The sequence below is a fragment of the Pseudoalteromonas sp. SR43-3 genome, assembly GCF_014163875.1.
GTDB classification, from domain to species: Bacteria; Pseudomonadota; Gammaproteobacteria; order Enterobacterales; family Alteromonadaceae; genus Pseudoalteromonas; species Pseudoalteromonas distincta.
This window is the reverse complement of the sequence record NZ_JACJEC010000021.1, coordinates 13,363-29,419: the sequence shown is the minus strand read 5'-3', so window position 1 is coordinate 29,419 and position 16,057 is coordinate 13,363. Positions and strand designations below refer to the sequence as shown.

General features: G+C 40.0%; 13 protein-coding genes and 1 riboswitch. Of the genes, 7 read left to right on the top strand and 6 right to left on the bottom strand.

Annotation, left to right across the window (positions count from 1 at the left end; genetic code table 11):
- Window positions 1-90 precede the first annotated feature (90 nt).
- Window positions 91-1,413: a sodium-dependent transporter gene (locus tag H5088_RS17415; RefSeq protein ID WP_182753959.1), complete on the bottom strand. Its 1,323-nt coding sequence runs from the start codon at window positions 1,411-1,413 to the stop codon at window positions 91-93.
- 141 nt (window positions 1,414-1,554) lie between these two features.
- On the opposite strand from H5088_RS17415, the gene H5088_RS17410 reads away from it, so the two are divergent.
- Window positions 1,555-2,313 carry a 4'-phosphopantetheinyl transferase superfamily protein gene (locus tag H5088_RS17410; RefSeq protein ID WP_182753957.1) on the top strand — a complete coding sequence of 253 codons (759 nt, stop codon included), beginning with the start codon at window positions 1,555-1,557 and terminating at the stop codon, window positions 2,311-2,313.
- 46 nt (window positions 2,314-2,359) lie between these two features.
- Here the strand turns inward: H5088_RS17410 and lysC are convergent, their stop codons facing one another.
- Both lysC and nhaD read right to left on the bottom strand, forming a co-directional pair.
- Window positions 2,360-3,751: a lysine-sensitive aspartokinase 3 gene (gene lysC / locus H5088_RS17405; RefSeq protein ID WP_182753955.1), complete on the bottom strand. Its 1,392-nt coding sequence runs from the start codon at window positions 3,749-3,751 to the stop codon at window positions 2,360-2,362.
- A 75-nt stretch (window positions 3,752-3,826) separates the two neighbouring features.
- Window positions 3,827-3,999: riboswitch (Lysine riboswitch) on the bottom strand.
- A 101-nt stretch (window positions 4,000-4,100) separates the two neighbouring features.
- On the bottom strand, window positions 4,101-5,348 hold the full coding sequence (gene nhaD / locus H5088_RS17400) for a sodium:proton antiporter NhaD (RefSeq protein WP_182753953.1): 1,248 nt from the start codon (window positions 5,346-5,348) through the stop codon (window positions 4,101-4,103).
- A gap of 222 nt (window positions 5,349-5,570) precedes the next feature.
- Here nhaD and H5088_RS17395 point away from each other — a divergent pair, with 222 nt between their 5' ends.
- The 4 genes from H5088_RS17395 to H5088_RS17380 all read left to right on the top strand — a co-directional run bounded on the left by H5088_RS17395 (window position 5,571) and on the right by H5088_RS17380 (window position 10,828).
- Window positions 5,571-6,842 (top strand): hypothetical protein, encoded by a 1,272-nt coding sequence (locus H5088_RS17395; protein ID WP_182753951.1) that lies wholly within the window; start codon window positions 5,571-5,573, stop codon window positions 6,840-6,842.
- A 3-nt stretch (window positions 6,843-6,845) separates the two neighbouring features.
- Complete coding sequence (locus H5088_RS17390; protein ID WP_024605891.1) at window positions 6,846-7,394, top strand: condensin complex protein MksE; 549 nt, start codon at window positions 6,846-6,848, stop codon at window positions 7,392-7,394.
- On the top strand, window positions 7,391-10,168 hold the full coding sequence (locus H5088_RS17385) for an ATPase (RefSeq protein WP_182753949.1): 2,778 nt from the start codon (window positions 7,391-7,393) through the stop codon (window positions 10,166-10,168). Before H5088_RS17390 ends, H5088_RS17385 begins: the two co-directional genes overlap by 4 nt.
- 108 nt (window positions 10,169-10,276) lie before the next feature.
- Window positions 10,277-10,828 (top strand): DUF4136 domain-containing protein, encoded by a 552-nt coding sequence (locus H5088_RS17380; protein WP_182753947.1) that lies wholly within the window; start codon window positions 10,277-10,279, stop codon window positions 10,826-10,828.
- A 152-nt stretch (window positions 10,829-10,980) separates the two neighbouring features.
- Here H5088_RS17380 and H5088_RS17375 read toward each other — a convergent pair whose 3' ends face one another.
- Window positions 10,981-11,469 carry a peptide-methionine (S)-S-oxide reductase gene (locus tag H5088_RS17375; protein ID WP_182753945.1) on the bottom strand — a complete coding sequence of 163 codons (489 nt, stop codon included), beginning with the start codon at window positions 11,467-11,469 and terminating at the stop codon, window positions 10,981-10,983.
- Between the two features lie 340 nt (window positions 11,470-11,809).
- On the opposite strand from H5088_RS17375, the gene H5088_RS17370 reads away from it, so the two are divergent.
- A complete protein-coding gene (locus H5088_RS17370; RefSeq protein WP_182753943.1) occupies window positions 11,810-13,660 on the top strand; it encodes a TonB-dependent siderophore receptor in 1,851 nt (616 codons plus the stop codon).
- 108 nt (window positions 13,661-13,768) lie between these two features.
- Here H5088_RS17370 and H5088_RS17365 read toward each other — a convergent pair whose 3' ends face one another.
- Together H5088_RS17365 and H5088_RS17360 are read right to left on the bottom strand one after the other, a co-directional pair.
- The gene (locus H5088_RS17365; protein ID WP_007581896.1) at window positions 13,769-14,239 is read right to left on the bottom strand and encodes a hypothetical protein; all 471 of its coding nucleotides are present in this window, start codon (window positions 14,237-14,239) and stop codon (window positions 13,769-13,771) included.
- Window positions 14,240-14,443: 204 nt separating this feature from the next.
- Window positions 14,444-14,707: a YkgJ family cysteine cluster protein gene (locus tag H5088_RS17360; protein ID WP_182733704.1), complete on the bottom strand. Its 264-nt coding sequence runs from the start codon at window positions 14,705-14,707 to the stop codon at window positions 14,444-14,446.
- A 169-nt stretch (window positions 14,708-14,876) separates the two neighbouring features.
- Here H5088_RS17360 and H5088_RS17355 point away from each other — a divergent pair, with 169 nt between their 5' ends.
- Window positions 14,877-16,055, top strand: coding sequence for an efflux RND transporter periplasmic adaptor subunit (locus H5088_RS17355; RefSeq protein WP_182693617.1), 1,179 nt, complete (start codon window positions 14,877-14,879; stop codon window positions 16,053-16,055).
- The last annotated feature ends 2 nt before the right edge of the window (window positions 16,056-16,057 follow it).

Sequence of the window (16,057 nt, the reverse complement as noted above, 5' to 3'; positions counted from 1 at the left end):
TTGGCTATACCTAAATAACAGGCACAAAAAAAGCGAAGTGCGTTTTAAACTCACTTCGCTTTATTAATTTATTTTAGGGCTTAGATAAAATTAACCAAAGGCAACGTTTGCAAATACCAAGGTCATTAATATTGGGCAAACAAAACGAATATACTGAGCAAACCAGTAATGTACGCCTGTTGTTGCTTGGTGTAATTTATTACCACGCTGCCACATCCAACCTACCGTAATAAAGTAAAACAAGCCCATAAGCGGCAATTGATATTGAGTAAATAGCATAATAACTAAGCCAAATAACCAATCAAAATTTAGTATAATTGCGCTTGCACACACAAGTACAACGGCGCTAACGGCCCATGTTGCTTTGGTGCGACTAACGTTGTGGTTTTCGACTAAAAACGCTACCGGAATTTCAGTCGTCGATATAGTTGACGTAACCGATGCGATAGACATTAATACAAAAAACAATAAACCAACTAATAAGCCAATTTCGCCCATGGTGCTAAATAGCTCAGGTAAAATAGCAAAAATTAGCTGCCCTTCACCAATCAGTTTACCACCACTAAATACTTCAACACCGTTGTGCTGCGCCACATAAATAGCAGGAATAATGAGTAATCCCGCTAAAAAAGCAACGCCAGTATCAAGTAGTGCAACACCGGCGGTGAGCTTTGGTAAATTAGCATCTGGCTGTAAATACGAGCCGTAAATCATCATACAGCCCACACCTAGTGAGAGCGAAAAGAACGCTTGCCCCATTGCGGCAATAATTAAATTAGGGTCGAGTATTTGGCTAAAATCAGGAATTAAATACGCGGCAAAGCCTTCGCTTGCGCCATCAAGTGTTGCAATGTAGGTAATTAAACCAACAAGCAATACGAGTAGCAGTGGCATTAAACGGCGCGACCAAGTTTCGATTCCCGATTTAACCCCTTTTAAAATAATACTGGCAGTTAAAATAAGCATAAGCGGCGTAAATACAAAATTACGCAGCACTGAGTCGCTATGTAAAAATTCGCTTGCGCCTGTGAAACCTAAAAAGGTGGTTATGGGTTCAATAGCGTACGAAAGCATCCACCCTGCCACTATTGAGTAAAAACTTAGCATAACAACTGCGCCCGCAAGGCCTATGTAACCGGCTGCTGCACCTACTTTACGGCTAGTGTTTTGCCATGCATCGCCCAATGCTTTTACCGGGTTAGCTTGTGCTTTGTGACCTAAATAAAGTTCGGTATACAGCGCAGGAAGCGCAAGTAAAAATATAACAATAAAATAAACCAGTAAAAAAGCACCGCCGCCATGGTTGGCCGCTTGCGTAGGAAAACCCCAAATATTACCCAAACCCACTGCTGCGCCAGCAGCGGCTAAAACAAAACCAAGTCGGCTTTGAAACCCATCACGCACTTGTGCCATACATCTACAAATCTGTTATTATTTTGATTATTGTGAATTAAACCATATTTCATGCCAGCTGAGTAATAAAATTGTACCCAGCCTTTATTAGTGGCGTTAACCGCTCAGAATATCAGCGACTTCTTTTGCTTTAAGGCTTTTATGACTGAACACTATTTTAAAAACACCTTGAGTATTACTTCAACTCAATTGGCAAATTTGTCTTTAGCGAGTAACAGTATTTTATTATTTAATGCTAAAACACTTGAGCTTAGAGACTTTAATTTGCCCGATTGCTTAAGCCCGTTTGAGTTAAGCATTATAAACCGCCGTAAAAGCCCACAAGCTAAGCAAGAGTATTTAGCGACGCGGTTATTGTTAAAACACCTTATTAAAGTAGCGCAGCCGCAACATGCGCACGTAGCCCTTAATAAAATGAGTACAGAATTTGACGAGGCAAGCTCAAAGCTGCAAATACACGTAAGTGATGATGTTATTAATACCTGTATTTCGCACTCGCATGGTTTAGTTGGGGTCGCGCTAAATTTTGATAAAAGTGAGTTTGGTTTTGATATTGAAAAAGTAAGCCTAAAGCGCCCGTTTGAAAAGCTTGCTAAGCATTTTTATCATAATGATGAAATTACACTTATCACCGAGCCTACTAATACCCAAGCCCAAGCAGATACGTTTTTTAGAATTTGGACATTAAAAGAGTCACTTGCTAAAGCCACCAGCCGCCCTATTGCAAAATTACTTAGCCCCAATGTGTTTGACGAATTACATAGTGCAAAGCTGAGTGCTTGCAGTAATCGCGTTACTGTAGCTGATAGCAGTGACAGTAATGTTTGTTTTGATGTGAGTGTGGTGCATAAAAAAAGCACCGACTGGCGATGCTTTTTATTAAATGACTTTATTAATTAATTTTGTTAAGTGATTTTACCAGGTAATTCTCCTGAATAACCGTTATTTACGCAGCAAAATCATTTTCTAATAAACGGCTATGAATAGACTGTACTACGTTATCTGACTCAGTTTGCTCTACTAAAAAGCACAGGTTGTACTTACTAGCACCGTGACAAATTAATCGAATGTTAAAGTCTTTTAGTACACTCATTAAGTTCATTTCGTGTTGGCGTAATTGAATCTCAGAGCCAATAAGTGCCACCAATGTTAGGTTGTTTTCTACCGAAACATGGCAAAACTCTGCAAGCTTATCTAGGCATTCTTGATCAAGCTCTGGGCGCGAGGCGTTTTGCGCGTTATCAAGCGTTATAGCCACACTGATTTCTGATGTAGTTACCAAATCTACTGATATATTGTATTCACTTAATAGTGTAAATACGCGTGCTAAAAAGCCGCTTGCTAGTAGCATTTCTGGGCTTTTAAGCGTAAGCAATATTTGGTTTTTACGTTGCGTTACTGCGCGTATACCTGGTTGCTGCGATTTTTCGCGCTCAATCCACGTACCGCCACGCTCTGGCTCGCGGCTAGAACCTACAAACACGTTAATGTGGCTACGGCTCGCTGGTAAAATAGTTGCTGGGTGTAATACTTTTGCGCCAAAGGTTGCCATTTCAGCGGCTTCGTCAAAACTTAAGCGTGCAATAGGCGTCGCTTTTGCGCACAAACGCGGGTCGGTGCTAAAAATGCCCACTACGTCGGTCCAAATATGCACACTTTTAGCGTTAATCGCTTCAGCTAGTAATGCAGCGCTATAGTCAGAACCACCACGTCCTAGCGTTGTGGTGTGACCGTATTCGTCACTACCAATAAATCCCTGAGTTACAATTACTTGAGCGTCTAATAACGGAATTAAATGCTCTTTAGCAGCTTGCGCTGTGGCTGCAACATTGGGCGTTGCTTTACCAAATTGGCTGTCGGTTTTAAGTACCTTGCGCACATCAAAGCGATCGGCGTTTAAACCTTGTAAACGCAGTACCTGAGCAAACAAATACGACGATAAACGCTCACCAAAGCTAAGTAGCTCGTCGTGTTGCTGATCGGTTGTTAGTGGCTCTTGAGCCAATGTTTGAAATGCTTTTAGGGTTTCGTTAAAGCCAACCGCTAAATCGGCATCTAGCGATAATTCATCTAAAATAGTTTGTTGAATAGCAAGCACGCCGTTTATGTGTTCTTGGCGCTCACTTGAAGTAATGCTTGATTTACACAGTGCAACTAAGTGATTAGTTACGCCGGCACTGGCGCTCACGGCAACAATACGTACGCTTTTATCTGCAACAATAATTTCGCTACAGCGACTCATCGCTTCAAAATTTGCAACACTTGTTCCGCCAAATTTGGCAACGATGTAATCTGATTTTGCGCCTGATACTGTTTGTGGCACTGATTGGGTAGTCATTTAGTCTCCTTTCGCGGTATCCAAACCGCAATAAAACAAGAAGAACTTGGCAAAGGAATGCTTGAAGATAAGTCCACTGCCAGAAGCTCTCCACCTATATTGGTGACAGTTTTGAGGATTCAGCCCCATAAACCGAAAAACAATGACGACGTACCATTATTTTCCTCGGCGAGTACTTCCCTCCTTAATGATCATCGGCTTTCGTCGCCTAACATTAAGTACCTAAGTATCGCACCTCTTCTGAATGCTTTATTAACCAGTGGCTAATAAAACAAAACCCCACTAAGTAGCGGGGCTTTGAAAGTTATCGTTTAGACGTCTAGCTGTCAAGCATTTAATAATTTATGAGTTAAATAAAACTGCCCATGTAATACGAGCCCGCATATCCAACCGTGTAACAAATTAATAAATGCAGCGATAAACGCAAGTAGCTCATAAAGGTAAGCGCTTTAACTTTACTCATGGCAATAATGCCCGCAGCCGAACCAATAATAAGCATTGAACCACCCACACCCGTTGCATACGTAAACGACAACCAATGTTGTTGGCTCATTACTATATTGGCTTTTAATAATGCAGCGGTAAGCGGTACGTTATCGACCCCAGCTGATAATATGCCCATTAAGTAGTTTGCGTATTCTGGTGCCATTACCGTGTATAGGTCGGTAAATTTACTCAACATACCAATTTCTTTAAGTGCGCCTACAAGTAAAAGTACACCTACAAAAAACAATAATGTGTCGTATTCTATATCGCGAACAAAATCGATTATGTCTTTGTTTATGTCTTTTTTGCGCATTAAAAATTGCGCCACTAAAAACATCACTGATAAGCCAAACAAAAAGGTTAATAAAGGCGGTACGCTGTAAATTACACTCAACGTAAGTGTGCTCACTACGGTAGATAAAAATATAACAGCAATGGTTATGTCGGTTTTTTCAATGCGGGTGTTACCTGCACTAGCAAACTCAACACGCCCTTTCATACCTATAGACAGTAACGCGGCAAGCAGCATAACGCTTGCAAGTGCTGGCGCTATAAGTAGTAATAAATGAGCAATGGTTACTTTGCCATCTAAAAATATCATTAGTGTGGTTACGTCACCTGTTATTAGCGATACCCCACCTGAGTTAACTCCAAACACAATAAGCGTGGCGTATTTAATGAGTTTTTTAGGTTCAAGCTTTAACGACATAACAACCGCAAGCGATATAAGCGTCGCTGTTACGTTATCTGAAATCGACGAAAACAAAAACGCAAAACCACCCACCAAAAACATGAGCTTTTTTTCGCTAATACTTTTTGGCATAACACGGTGCACAATATTTTCTATAAACCCCTTTGAATTTAAATACGCGACAAAGGTCATTGCAGCCATTAAAAATAGCCATAGCGAGGCAATTTCTAAAATATTTTCATTTAAAAGATGTTGAATCGTATCGGGGCTTTGCCCGTGTAGGGGGTATATAAAAAGAAGAATCCAGCAAAGCGTACCAAAAAACAGCGTGGTTTTAGCTTTATTTACATGGATTATATCTTCTATAACGATCAGTAAAAATGCAATCGCTATCAGGGTTAGAATAATAGAGGAAACCATGGTAGTTAAACAACCTTTGATATAGTTTTAAAGAACACACAAATAACATTCCATTTCATGTGCCTATTTTCGGCGCGAATTTTAGCACTGCCTCTATGCAAAAACTATTATTAAATGGTCTTAAAAACGAATACTATATACAGACAAGGTTAATTAAAAATACGTAATAATGAGTCTTCTAAAAGAACTCAATAATAAAATACTAGGATGTTGTAACCCCTTATGATCCCAGCTAAAAAGCTGCTAAACACCATAACCGAACATTGGGGTGTATTAGAGCTATTATTTAAACGTTTTAAAATGGCTGACTTTAGCCTAAAAGACGTACAAAACGCGATTAAGCAAAAGCAGCCTACGTGGTCAAACGAACGCATTTATAAAGAAACAAATCGTTTGTTAAACCAAGATATTTTAATTCCACTGGCTAAATCCTCTCAACTTGAAATAAATCGTGCTATTGCTGATTTTGCTACTTTTTTACTGCAAGAAGAGCATTTAGGTTTAGCGCAAGAAATTAGCGTATTAGTAGAGGACCTTGCTCGTTTAGGTAACCGCCTAGATAACGCTGGCGAAATAGAAGACTTTGACGACTTACGACGCTACAGCCGCATTATGGATGATCGGGTGCGTAAAATAATGAAGCTCTATACGCACAACGAAAACGCTATTTTAAATATTGTTGAACAAGCCAAATCAAATAATGCAGTGCAATCGCTGCAAAAGCGTTATAAAGCGGTAATAGAAGCCTTTGACGAATACATAGAGCCAATGCTTGAAATGGTTGATATTCGTGGTGAGTTTCATGCATGTTTTACCCTCATTGAAGAGCAAATAAGTAAGCAAATACTGCACATTGAGCGCTCAGGTAAAGCGTATAACGACAAACGTATGCTGGAGCAATTACGTACCCGTATACTCGAAATGCATTTAATGGGCCGAGAAAGCTTACGTAAAAGTGCCGATATGCTTATGCCACTGCGCGAGGAGCTACGTCGTAATAACTTAATTACTCGCCAAGCAGCCAAAGTACTTGGGCTGGTGCGTAAAAGTGGTGTAGACAATATGCTAAGTGCTGTGCAGCCAAATTTTGTAAGCGACGCGCAGCGATATTCGCTTGGTCAGCAACGCCATATTGTGGCTTACATAGCAAGCTTGGTTGAATTTGAACACGAAGAATACCAATTGCCTGACCAGCAAGACGTGCCTGCATTTGTTACGCCTAATATTCCTGACTACAACGATGTCAAAACCAGCTTTGCTAAGCGCTTTAATAAAAAACGCAAAAAGCCGCAGCCCTTGCTGCAATTTTTAGACGAAAGCTATCCAGATCTCGATGCCGACGAAATGCTATTTTTGTATCAAAAATTAGTCAGCGACAGCGATATTAAAATAATTCAAAGCGATGAAAAAGCCCGCGTAAAAATTGCCGGTCAGCACTTTTCTTTATATCCATTTAATTCAGAGCCTCAGCCAGATTCAAAGGCAGGTAAATAAACCATGACACACATAAACTTAGACGAGCTAACCCATCTACAAGCCATTAATAAAAAATTAGTAGCGGGTTATCACATTTGTGAGCAAGACAACGTAATGTGGCAAGAGCTTGACCAACACATAGAAGACTACACCGCCCTATTTACCGCCCTAGGTAACGATTTGAAACACGACAGCCGTGGCTTTTATTATTTTGGTAGCGACGAAAGTACGCCAAATATGGGTAAAATATCTCGCGCTATCGCGCTCACCATTTACATTTTAATTGAGCACTACGCCAATACGGGTAAAGACCCAATGCGCGCATTGTTTGACGACGTAAACGATTTAGAGCTTATGCAAACGCTGGTGCAAATTAACAAACATTTGTTTGATCAGCTTGAGATATTTTCGGGATCTGATTTGCGCAAAGACGTTTACCTGCGCATGGTGCGCTTAGGTTTAGCCCGTGAAGTAGAAGGCGGCTTTATGCTACAAGCGCCAATTCACCGCTACATAGATGCACTCATGGAAGTAAACGAAGAAACCTATATTACAGAGGACGAGGAATGAAAAATCTATACGGACTAAGCAAACTCGCCCTACTTAACACCGCAGGCTATGCAAAATGTGTGATCCCGCTTGATAAAAGCAGCTCTATTTGCGCGCCCAATAACACCGGTAAAAGCTCGGTTATTAACGCCCTGCAGTTTCCGCTTATTAACGATTTACGCTTAACAGAATGGGACGGACACGATTTAGATGAAACCCGTAAGTTTTATTTTTCATCCGATCAGTCGTACATTTTACTAGAAGCTAACTTGCCTCATGGCTCGGTAGTAATTGGAGTTGCAGGACTTGGTAAAATTGCCGGTTACGCGCATCAGTACTTTTGTTATCAAGGAAAGCTTGATTTAGAGCAGTACACGCAAGGTAAAACTATTATTAAATTTACCAAGCTGTTCAACCATTTAAAATCGCTTAACTACAACCCTATTGAGCTTAAAGCACAAGAGTTAAACGCGCTACTTACTGGCGGCGCAACGCCTTTTGATGGCGACATTAACCTAAAAATGATCCCGCTTAATAATGTGCAAGACTCCTCTATTTATAAAGAAATATTTAGACGTATTCTTAACTTACATAAATTAGGCGCAAGCGACGTAAAACGCTTTATGCTACGCGTGTTTGAACGCCATATGTCGAACTCTAAGGTCGACTTTTATGAAGTATGGCGTCGCTCATTTGATAAAGTAAATCGCTCAAAACGCGAATTAAAAGCCCTTGAGTCAATGCAAGAGCCAATAGCCGCGCTTGAATCAATGCTTGAAAACCAAACCGTGCTTAAAGGTAAATTAGCCGCATACGCGCCTAAAATTGACCAAGCACTGATTGATTTTGATACCTATCAAGAGTCGCAACTCTCTGAGCTTGCCATAGCCCTTGAAGATATAGAGCACGAAAAACACGAGTTTGAGCAAAAGCAAAGCCTATACGTACAGCAATCGCGTGATATAGAGCGCAGACAAACTCAAATTGAGCAGTGGTTTTTAGATTACGATGCGCTTAAAAGCGAGTTTGAACTAGTAAATAAAGCCACCCTTAAAACCAGCCTGACTCAGTTAAAGCAAGATTACGAGTCGCTTTCGCACTCTATAACCAGCGCACAAGGGCAAAGCCTACACACGCTTGACTACCGCATTAGCGAAACACAAAAACAAATTAAGAGCCTAAAGCTGCAACTTAAAAATCTTGAATTTAATTTGTTTACCCGCATGCGCGAAGACCTCTCGTTAAAAGAAGTAGAAGAAATATCGCGGATTTTAAACCCAGATATTCTCTCGTTTGCAACCACCACTAATGGCGATATAACCATTGATGATGAAGATGCGTTTGGGGAATTTTTATCGCTGTTAAGTGAAAACGTTAAAGGCGGCGTATTAACGCTACCAGGTGCGAGCATTAAACTTAAAAAGCTCTCGCCTGTGCAAATGCAAAGCGGCGAAAATAAAGAGCAATTAACCGCTCAGTTAAATGCACTTGAGCATTCACTTAAAGAGTTTAAGCAACAGCGCGATGTTGCTGCAAACGTTGCCGACAAGCAAAAAGAAAAAGACGCGTTATACGATGAGCTTATGAGTGCAGAGAGCGCGCTAAAACGCTTAGAGCAGTTTGATGTAATGCAGCTATCGGTTGAAGCGCAAGCCATGCTAAAAGAGCAGTTATTAGCTGAGCGCGAACAAGTTGACGACTACTTGCAAGATATTCAAAAAAATAGTGGCTCAATTGCCGATCGTCGCTCGTTAATTAAATCGAAACAAGAGCAAATTAATCGCCAAACTGAGCGCTTACGCCAAGTTAAGAGCGAGCGAATTGACCACACGCTTGATTTATACAGCGGTAAAGTAACCCCGTATATGATTGATATTACAGTCGACTTTGATAACTTAAGCGACCTTGTTCATCACTTTAATAAAGACTGCCAAGAGCTGCGTAATTTTGACATAAACGTACGCAACACCTATTTGCATGTATATAACGCGGGTATTACTAAATTCGACAACGAAAATGACGAATACACTAAATATCAAAAGCTAATAAGCGCCTTTCATAATATTGATAACGAACGCGATGCCGTTGAGCGCCAAGCGCGTGTTGCGCTTACCGAGGTTGCCGCAACGATTAAAGGCTTGCGAAAAGATTTAGACCGACTTCGCCGCGAAATGAATAGCTTTAATAAAGGCATAAGCCAGCACCGAATTTCAAACCTGCAAGCGTTTAAAATTAACGTAATACCTCGCAAAATGCTGGTTGATAGTATCGATACCATTATCAGTACGTCGCATCAGTTTGAGCAAGGTGACACGCTTGATTTACTTAGCCAAGAACCGTACAGCGAAAGTGCGGTAAACGAAGCAAAAGATCACTTAATTAAACTCGCATCAGATAAAGCGGGCTTAACACTTACCGATTTATTTGATATTCGATTTGAAGTAGTTAACCGCGCAGGTGAAACCGAACACTTTGAAAAAATAGATTCTGCAGGTTCAAATGGCACACGTATTACGATTAAGTTATTGTGTGGCATGTTGTTTATTCGTTACTTATTAAGCGATCAGGAACAAAACCTATACCGTATACCTATTTACATAGATGAAGCGGCCGACATTGACCCGCAAAATCAAAAAGCGATTATAGAAACCGCACTAAGCTTTGGTTTTGTGCCTATATTTGCCTCAGTTAAGCCGCAAATAAGTTGTGACTACATTGTGCCGATTCGCTCGGTAAAAGACGGTGCACAAAACTGGGTAGATGAAAAAGATTGGATTGAAGTTGAACACAATTAATTGGCCGTTAAGGCAAACCAACTAAACTAAAATATAGGACGTTTAAATAATACACATTTAAACTATGTGTGTTATTTTAAATTAATGCATTTTATTGGAGCAAACGTAATGAAAAATATACTTATTGTTGCAGCGCTAGCACTACTTACAGCCTGTACACAAACCCCTGATTGGGATTACGATAAATCAGCCAACTTTAGTAATTTTAAAACATTTGCTTGGGTAGAAAACGCCAGCCTAACTAAAGACACAAATAACTACCAAATTAATGGCCTAATGGAAAAACGTGTTCGCACTGCCGTTAACGCAGAACTGAGCCAAACACTAGGTATGAGCTTAGTTGATGCAGCAAATGCTGATGTACTTGTTAACTATCATGCATCGGTTGATAAAGAGCTTGAAGTAGATACATTTAATGTAAACTACCGCCCGCATTGGGGTTATTGGGGTACTGGTTTTCAACGTGATACAACCTCGCGTGAATACGAAGTGGGCACACTGATTATTGATATTGTAGACCGTGAATCTAACCAGCTAGTATGGCGCGGCGCAAAAGAAGGCCGATTAAAGAAAAACCAATCGCCAGAACAACGTGAAGCATCAATAAATAAGACAGTGAGCGAAATATTAAGTAACTTCCCGCCGCAAAAGCAGCAGTAAGTTAAAATTAGCTATAAGTAAGTTTTAAAAAAGCTCACAGTACGTGAGCTTTTTTGTGGGTATGTATTTTTGGGACTTCAGGTTTAAATAATTATGAGCTGCGCTCATCACGTCAGCAAGCTGCACGTCTACAAAAAAACACCGTGTTAAATTTACGATTTATACTTATGCAGTAACTCAAGCGGTATATGGCAGTAATCATCAGGGTGATTAGTTAGTCGGTCTTGATGCTCAGGATCGCTTGGCACGTAGTTAGTTAGCAGCTCTACCCCTACCACAATTTTATCGGCATCACTGCGCTTGTTTATATAATTGCTTGCTGCATCTAAATAGCTTTGGTTTTTGCTATAAATGGCAGTGCGGTATTTAGGGCCTACGTCATCCCCTTGTTTATTAATACTGTATGGGTCAATAATTTCAAAAAAGTAGTCATACAGCTTATTTAGGCTAACGACTTTTAAATCAAAAATGACTTTTACGCATTCGGCATAACCATCGTATTCGCCGTCAGTGGTTTTGCTTGTACCATTAGCGCGCCCTGCTTCAGTACTTATTACGCCTGGTAAGTGCTTTAAAAACTCTTGTACGCCCCACAGGCAGCCACCAGCAAAGTAAATTGTATTTTGTTGTGTCGTATCCATTATAAATGTTACCTAATAAGTAATTATACCGTTTGCATTAAAATAATGTTCTATTATAGCGCCAAGAAAATAGCGCAATAACAAGGTGAAAATTATGACATATAGTTGTTCTATATTAATTATTTTTAACGCAGTGAGTGCGCTCTTTAATGCGATAGGATGATCATGTTTTTAATAAAGTCGGTATTACGTAAATGGTTATCAAATGCAGTAATTAACAAATTAATGTACAATCGCGCACAAAATGACTGCTGTTACATCTAGTTATTTTATCATGCTCAAATATAAGCTTTGAAATTAATTGTAACCGCAGCTACAAATAAAAAATGATGAGAAACACATGAATCGCACACCACACCTTATAATACCTGCAATATTATGCAGCGTTACTGCATTTGCCAATGCTAATACGCTATCTGATGAGTCGGCAATCGAGAAAATAACGGTTGAGGCCTCACCCACTGCAAATAAGTTGCCAGTAGGTACATTCGACTCGCCTATTTCTAATTTAGAATATGACCCCCGTGTTGATTTACAATCGCGTAATATGGCTGAGGCGCAGGCTGATGTAACTATACGCGGCGGTATTTTCGAAAACACCGGTTTTAGAGTAGGAAGCACTACCCTGCTTGACCCGCAATCTGGCCATTATTTTGCTGAAATACCCATTGCACCACAAATGCTAAGCAGCCCAGATGTTTTAACCGGTGCCGATAACGCACTTTACGGTATGAATAGCTCTGTAGGTACGGTTTCATTTGGTTGGAAACCGATTATTACTGGCGGTAGTGTTTCCCTTGGTACTGGTACAAACGACTTTAATCTGCAAAGTATTCACGCTGCTAAAAACACACAACTTGATAGCTTAGCTAACTATACTCTGGGCTTTGAAGGTGAGTATTCTCATTCGCAAAGTGATGGCACCATTGATAATGGCGATCATGACTTCTCGCGCGCCTCAGCTCGCGTGCAATTAGCAAGCGAGCACAGCCAAACCGATTTATTTTATGGCTCGCAAGATAAGTTTTTTGGCTGGCCTAACTTGTACACCCCTTTTGGCGTTAACGAAACTGAAGATTTAGAAACCCGCCTTTGGATGCTTAATCACAAGCAAAGCTACGCTGATAACAGCAATTTTGAAGTATCGGCGTATTATCGTACCCATGACGATCACTATATTTACTCGCGCGAAAATCCTAGTGCATTTGAAGCTTTTCATAAAAGTGAAGTTAAATCGCTTGGACTTTCGGGTCGTCATGCACAAAGTGATGCACTGGCAATGAATTACTCTGCACAATTTATTGATGACTCAATTGAATCTACCACACTTGAAAACAACTTTACCTCACGAAAGTATTACAAGCTAAGTGTATTGCCCCAATACACAATAGCGCTAAAAAACCAACAGCTTACCTTTCGTTTAGGCGCAGCCTATGACGATACAAATCGTGATGATGCTGAAGTATCAGCTATTGGTGACATAACCTTAAACACCCAAAATAGTGACGGCACAGCGCAAACCCTTTACTTATCATACGCGCAGGCGAGTCAAGTTGCAGGCTACACAGCCATTGGCGGCAGCGACTCTGGTGGGTTATTTAGAAGTAACTACAACCTTGAGCGCGAAACCACATCAAACTTGGAGCTAGGTTTATTACTTGAAGAACAAAGCTGGCAGTTAAACTCGGCTATTTTTTATCGAAAAGATAATAACTTAACCGATTGGACCTTTAATTTTGATTCAACCTCAGCGCGCTTTGCAAACCCAGTAGATATTGATACTGCAGGGGTTGAATTTTTAGCGACTAAGCACTTTGATACAGCAAAGCTTATAGCAAGCTACACCTATTTACATAAATCAGAAAACTACGGCGCAGCCGATATTGATGCCAGCTTTTACGCGTTAAACTTTCCTGATCACCGTTTAACACTTGGCGCTGTGTACAACCCAACTGATATTTTAGAATTTAGAATAGATAACGAATGGCGTACACAACACAAAAATGCACTTAGAAAAGGCAATGACAACGCGTTATTTACCCAGCTAACGCTTAAAATAACTCCGCCACAGTTGAGTAATTTATTTATCACCTTAGCGGCAGATAACTTATGGGATGAGTCGTTTGAAGAAATACCAGGTACACCAGGGCGCGGTGAGCAATATACGTTAAGCGCAACGTATAACTGGTAGAAATGAGCTATCACATTCAAAGGCCTGTTTATTTAAAACAGGTCTTTGAATAAATATTTAGCAAAGAATAAACGACATGCTAAATATTAAGAACTTTGATTACTCAGCTTATATTGAACCAGAACGACATTGTCTCTTTCTTAGCTCATTATCAATTTGTAAAGGGCGACTAAGCTCATCTGTAAGAACCTGCGAAACAACCGTACCGGTTTCAACTTCTTGTATCCAGATTGATATTTTATCCCCTTCCCTTTTTCTATTTAGCATGTAGCTTTTATCAGAATCTAAATTAACGTTAAAATTAACAAAAGCTTCTTTTTGACTATTTAAAACATCAGGGTTTGAAACACTCGCCTTTACCCATAAATCGTGCTCACCACTGATATACTGCTTTGGTTCAGCCCATTGTGTAGGTTTTTTGTTAAAGCACATCAAGTGGACATATTCAAGATCTACTCCCTGCTCTCTTTTAAAGTTTTCGAGTCTAAAATGGTCTTCTTTAATATCGGTTTTAATGGGTAAGTTTGAACAACCTAATAAAGTCACACCTAATGTAAATGCTGTAAGTAAATTTTTCATTTTTTTTTCCTTTTAAAAATTAAGATTGAACGAAATCACCTATAAATGAGATTTATAAAAAGTATCTTACAATTTCCTATAATAGCAACAAAATTAAATATGTCTAATATTTCACCATAGAATATATTAACGACTGCTTTTAATAACCTTGTGAAGATTTTTATTAATAATATATTGTAAATAGATGTGTATTAAAAATGAGGATTAAGTGAGCTCTTCGAGCTCTGTAATAAGCGCTAGAGCTTGTGCATTTGTAGACCCGCACACATCAAGCGTGGCACTAAAATCGCTACATACTTTTGGTCGACTTTCATCACCAAATAACTTACATAAATTACCTTCGTCCAGCTGAATACAACGCTCTCCGGCTTTTTTACCATTTGGCATACCTGGAATAGGCGAACTAATACTTGGCGCAATACAACATGCGCCGCAGCCTAGCCTGCAATTCATCGATTCGGTTTTCATAATTTCCTCTGTATAAAAAACACTTACTTTAATTTCTTTTTAGGAACTTAATTAGTCACATAGTGAGTTGTAACACACACATGTAATGCTTTGTTACATCTTAAAACAGCTTGTAAACACTTTATTGCGTATTATTGCTCTGTCACCACCAATTATGAAGGAATGCCTTGTGGCTACTACAAAACAAATAATACTCCCAATCGCTGTTTTAGCAGGCGGTATTGCTTTAGCTTTCGCCTTTATGGCAATGAAAAAACCACCCGAAGAAAAGCCAGAGCAAGATTTACGTCCTTTAGTAGCAACACAACGCGTACTTTTAGATTCTATAACGCTCGATGTTAAATCGTACGGCATTGTTAAACCAAAATATCGTACCGAGCTAATAGCACAAGTTAGCGGGCAAGTTATTTCGGTATCAGATCAATTTGTAGAAGGCGCGTTTGTAAAGCAAGGCGATATTTTAGCACGAATTGATGCAAATGATTACGAGGCAGACTTTATTGAAGCGCAAGCGGGTTTAGCACAAGCAAGCTCAGCACTTGAAATAGAACGCGCACAAGCACATGTCGCTCAAGCTGAGTGGGAGCGCATTAAGTCAGACTCAAGCGACGCTATTGCATCAGAACTTTATTTACGAAAACCACAGCTGGCAGAAAAATTAGCGCGTTACCGCTCTGCTCAAGCAAGTGTTAAACGTGCTAGCCGCAATCTTGAGCGTACTTATATTAAAGCCCCTTATGATGCCATTATTAATGAGCGCACAATTAGCTTGGGTTCAGTAGTAAACCCAGGTAATAGTTTTGGCGCACTAAGCGCAACCTCAGTTGCAGAGGTACGTTTACCGGTTGCCGATCAAGAACTGCAATATTTAAAAAATGGTGGCGTAGGCTCAAATGTTACATTTAACGCAGAATACGCGGGTAAGCAAACAATGTGGCAAGCCAAAGTAATTCGCACCGAAGGTGTGGTTGATCAAACAAGCCGTATGAGCTACTTGGTTGCACAACTTGCAACACCTTATGGCGATAAAACACGTCCTCTTCGTTTTGGTTCGTACATTAATGCTACCATTGAAGGCCGCCCGCTTGATAACGCAATTATTGTTGCGCACCACTTAGTTAAAGATAATAAAATTGTAATTTTAAATGACGATTTAACATTGTCGTTTAAAACCCTCAATATTATACGCGAACAAAACGGCATGATTATAGCCAGCCAAGGGTTAAACAATGGCGAGCAAATTGTTACCTCAGCGCTTGAATACCCAACTGAAGGTATGGCAGTAAAAATTGAAGATATTGCGCCTGATAAAACTGATGTAACTCAACTTGCGCTGAAAGAGGAATAATC